Source organism: Streptomyces sp. NPDC059003 (genome assembly GCF_042740445.1).
GTDB lineage: Bacteria > Actinomycetota > Actinomycetes > Streptomycetales > Streptomycetaceae > Streptomyces.
Window position 1 is genome coordinate 1 of the sequence record NZ_JBHYJH010000343.1, and the last position, 4,272, is coordinate 4,272.

Annotated in this window: 3 protein-coding genes; 2 read left to right on the plus strand and 1 reads right to left on the minus strand. The window is 71.8% G+C overall.

Features of this window, described 5'->3' with window-relative positions; translation table 11 throughout:
• Nucleotides 1–308 precede the first annotated feature (308 nt).
• On the plus strand, nucleotides 309–1,754 hold the full coding sequence (locus ACFWZ5_RS45035) for an aldehyde dehydrogenase family protein (RefSeq protein WP_384806322.1): 1,446 nt from the start codon (nucleotides 309–311) through the stop codon (nucleotides 1,752–1,754).
• A gap of 85 nt (nucleotides 1,755–1,839) precedes the next feature.
• Here the strand turns inward: ACFWZ5_RS45035 and ACFWZ5_RS45040 are convergent, their stop codons facing one another.
• Nucleotides 1,840–2,079: a hypothetical protein gene (locus tag ACFWZ5_RS45040; RefSeq protein WP_384806320.1), complete on the minus strand. Its 240-nt coding sequence runs from the start codon at nucleotides 2,077–2,079 to the stop codon at nucleotides 1,840–1,842.
• Between the two features lie 173 nt (nucleotides 2,080–2,252).
• On the opposite strand from ACFWZ5_RS45040, the gene ACFWZ5_RS45045 reads away from it, so the two are divergent.
• Entirely contained in the window at nucleotides 2,253–4,202 is a 1,950-nt protein-coding gene (locus tag ACFWZ5_RS45045) for an acyl-CoA dehydrogenase family protein (RefSeq protein ID WP_384806318.1), read from the plus strand.
• Nucleotides 4,203–4,272 lie beyond the last annotated feature (70 nt).

The window sequence follows — 4,272 nt, forward strand, 5'->3', positions numbered from 1 at the left end:
CGACGGCGAGCAGCCCCCACGAGGGGCGTGCACCTGGCGTCAGGGTGGAAACGGGTGGGCGGGTGGGAGATGAGCCGCCCGTGGAGGCGCTGGCGCCCGCGGTGCGTGGCCCACACGAGGGGCGTCCACCTGACGTCAGGGCAGAAGCGGACAGCCGCACGAGAGAGGGCCGCGCTGACCTGACATTCCGTCGTGGGAGGCGACCGCACTACTCCGACTCGGACAAACGCCCACCCGAAACCCCACCTCTACGGTGGACCCCGTAACCCCCTGCAAGGACGAACCTCCACGGAAGGGCCGGGATTCGTATGACTTCCATCCACGCCTTCTGGCTCGCCGGTCGCCAGACCACCGGCGAGACCACGCTCGACGTCACATCGCCGTGGGACGGACGCCTCGTCGGCCGGGCGGCCGTACCGACGGACGCCCAGGTGGAGGAGGCCGTCGCCGCCGCGTACGCCGTGCGCGAGGAGTTCGCCGCCACCCCGGCCCACGTCCGCGCCGCCGCCCTCGACCACGTGTCGAAGCGCCTGGTCGAGCGGACGGAGGAGATCGCGCAGCTGATCTCCGCCGAGAACGGCAAGCCGATCAAGTGGGCCCGCGGCGAGGTCGGCCGCGCGGTCTCGGTGTTCCGCTTCGCCGCCGAGGAGGCCCGCCGTTTCAACGGCGGCGAGTCCCAGCGCCTGGACACCGACGCCGGCGGCCAGGGCCGCCTCGCCCTGACCCGCCGCTTCCCCAAGGGCGTCGTCCTCGGCATCGCGCCGTTCAACTTCCCGCTGAACCTGTGCGCGCACAAGGTCGCCCCGGCCATCGCCGTCGGTACGCCGATCATCCTGAAGCCCGCCCCCGCGACCCCGCTGAGCGGCCTGATCCTCGGCGAGCTGCTCGCCGAGACGGAGCTGCCCGCCGGTTCGTGGTCGGTCCTTCCGGTCGCCAACGACAAGATGCCGGCCCTCGTCCAGGACGAGCGCCTTCCGGTCATCTCCTTCACCGGCTCCGACAAGGTCGGCTACGCGATCATGGACTCGGTGCCGCGCAAGCACTGCACCCTGGAGCTCGGCGGGAACGGCGCCGCCGTCGTCCTCGGCGACTTCTCCTCCGACGCCGACCTGGACTGGGCCGCGAGCCGCATCGCGACCTTCTCCAACTACCAGGGCGGCCAGTCCTGCATCTCCGTGCAGCGCGTCATCGCCGACGCGTCCGTGTACGAGCGCCTCGTACCGCGCATCGTGAAGGCCGTCGAGGCGCAGGTCACCGGCGACCCCTCGGACCCGAAGACCGACGTCGGCCCGCTCGTCGACGAGAGCGCGGCCAAGCGCGTGGAGTCCTGGGTCGACGAGGCCGTCAAGGCGGGCGCCCAGCTGCTCACCGGCGGCAAGCGCGACGGCGCCGCGTACGCGCCGACCGTCCTCGCTGACGTGCCCGCCGACACCACCCTCGCCTGCGAGGAGGTCTTCGGCCCGGTGCTCACGATCAAGAAGGTGGACGGCGAGCAGGCCGCCTTCGACGCCGTGAACGACTCCAAGTACGGCCTCCAGGCGGGCGTGTTCACGCACGACCTGCAGGTCGCCTTCCGCGCCCACCGCGCCCTCGAGGTCGGCGGCGTCGTCATCGGCGACGCGCCCTCGTACCGCGCGGACCAGATGCCGTACGGCGGTGTGAAGCAGTCCGGCGTCGGCCGCGAGGGCGTCCGCTACGCGATGGACGACTACACGTACGAGCGCGTCATGGTCCTCACGGGCCTGGAGCTGTAGCACCACCCGACGCCAGTACCACCCGACGCCGAACGGCCGGAGCCCGCTGTGCGGGGGCTCCGGCCGTTCCGCTGTGTGCGGCGGTTCAGAAGACCAGCCACTTGGCGAGGAACCAGACGACGACGCCCAAGGGCCCCCACACGAGCAGACAGCCGCACCCGACGAACGCGCCGTCCAGCCAGTTGCCCTGCCCCGACGACCGCGACAGGCGGTCCCGTTCCCGCTTGCGCTCGCTCTTGCGCTGCCGCCGCTCGCGGTCCCGGTCGTACCGCCGGATGCCGTCGGCCACCGCTCGCTCGTACTCGCGCCGTTCGCGCCTGTCCACCTCGAGCCCCTTCGCCGTCGCGCCCCCGTCCCGTGGGCCGCCGCATCGTAGCCAGGTACATGATCACTGCGCCAGGGCTGGTGACCATGCCCGGAATCGGGTACCAACGATCCAGTAGCACCGGTGAGTAACCAACCGGGCCCCTACCCCCGACTCGCGGCGAGGTGAGCCTCATGTCCGCACCAACCACCCCACCCCCTTCCCGGCCGTCCGTCACGGAGCGCGAGGCGCGGCAGGTCGCCGAGGCCGCCCGTGAGCAGGACTGGCGCAAGCCGAGCTTCGCCAAGGAGCTCTTCCTCGGCCGCTTCCGGCTCGATCTGATCCATCCGCATCCGCTGCCCGCCGACGAGGACGCCGAGCGGGGTGAGGAGTTCCTCGCCAAGCTGCGCGACTTCTGCGAGACGGAGATCGACGGCGCGCGCGTCGAGCGGGAGGCCCTGATCCCGGACGAGGTGGTCAATGGCCTCAAGGAGCTCGGCGCCTTCGGCATGAAGATCGACACGAAGTACGGGGGGCTCGGTCTCACCCAGGTCTACTACAACAAGGCGCTCGCGCTCGTCGGCTCCGCCTGCCCCTCCCTCGGCGCCCTGCTGTCCGCGCATCAGTCGATCGGCGTACCGCAGCCGCTGAAGCTGTTCGGCACCCAGGAGCAGAAGGACACGTTCCTGCCGCGCTGCGCCCGTACGGACATCTCCGCGTTCCTGCTCACCGAGCCGGACGTCGGCTCCGACCCGGCGCGCCTGGCCACGTCCGCGGTGCCGGACGGCGACGACTACGTGCTGGACGGCGTGAAGCTGTGGACCACCAACGGCGTCGTCGCCGACCTGCTCGTGGTCATGGCGCGGGTGCCGAAGTCCGACGGGCACAAGGGCGGCATCACGGCGTTCGTGGTCGAGGCCGCGTCCGAGGGCGTCACGGTGGAGCACCGCAACGCCTTCATGGGCCTGCGCGGCCTGGAGAACGGCGTCACCCGCTTCCACCGGGTCCGGGTCCCCGCCGCCCACCGCATCGGCCCCGAGGGCGCGGGCCTGAAGATCGCGCTCACCACCCTCAACACGGGCCGGCTCTCGCTGCCCGCGATGTGCGTCGGCGCGGGCAAGTGGTGTCTGAAGATCGCCCGCGAGTGGTCGGCCGCCCGCGAGCAGTGGGGCAAGCCCGTGGCGTACCACGAGGCCGTCGGCGCGAAGATCTCCTTCATCGCGGCGACCACCTTCGCCCTGGAGGCCGTGCTCGACCTGTCGTCGCAGATGGCCGACGAGGACCGCAACGACATCCGCATCGAGGCCGCCCTCGCCAAGCTGTACGGCTCCGAGATGGCCTGCCTCATGGCCGACGAGCTCGTCCAGATCCGCGGCGGCCGCGGCTTCGAGACCGCCGAGTCCCTCAGAGCCCGCGGCGAACGCGCGGTGCCCGCCGAGCAGATCCTGCGCGACCTGCGCATCAACCGCATCTTCGAGGGCTCGACGGAGATCATGCACCTGCTGATCGCCCGCGAGGCCGTCGACGCCCATCTGAAGGTGGCGGGCGATCTGATCGACCCGGACAAGTCCCTTTCGGACAAGGCGCGGGCCGGGGCCGCGGCCGGTGCCTTCTACGCCCGCTGGCTGCCGAAGCTGGTGGCGGGGGCCGGACAGCTGCCGCGCTCGTACGCCGAGTTCCACCCGGCGGGCCACCCCGATCTGTCGGGGCACCTCCGGTACGTCGAGCGCGCGGCCCGGCGCCTGGCCCGCTCCACGTTCTACGGGATGTCGCGCTGGCAGGGCCGCATGGAGACCAAGCAGGGCTTCCTGGGGCGGGTCGTCGACATCGGCGCGGAGCTGTTCGCGATGAGCGCGGCGTGCGTGCGGGCCGAGCTGCTGCGCTCCACCGAGGACCACGGGCGGGCCGCCTACCAGCTGGCCGACGCGTTCTGCCGGCAGGCACGCATCCGTGTCGACGAGCTCTTCGGGCGGCTGTGGACCAACACGGACGACGTGGACCGTCGGGTCGTGAAGGGGGTGCTGTCCGGGACGTACGCCTGGCTGGAACAAGGCGTCGTCGACCCCAGCGGCGACGGCCCGTGGATCGCCGACGCGACCCCCGGCCCGAGCGCCCACGAGAACGTCCACCGCCCGATCCGCTGAGGCCGGGCCCGGCTGGGGGCTCCGCCCCAGACCCCGCTCCTCAAACGCCGGAGGGGCTTGAATTCTCGCC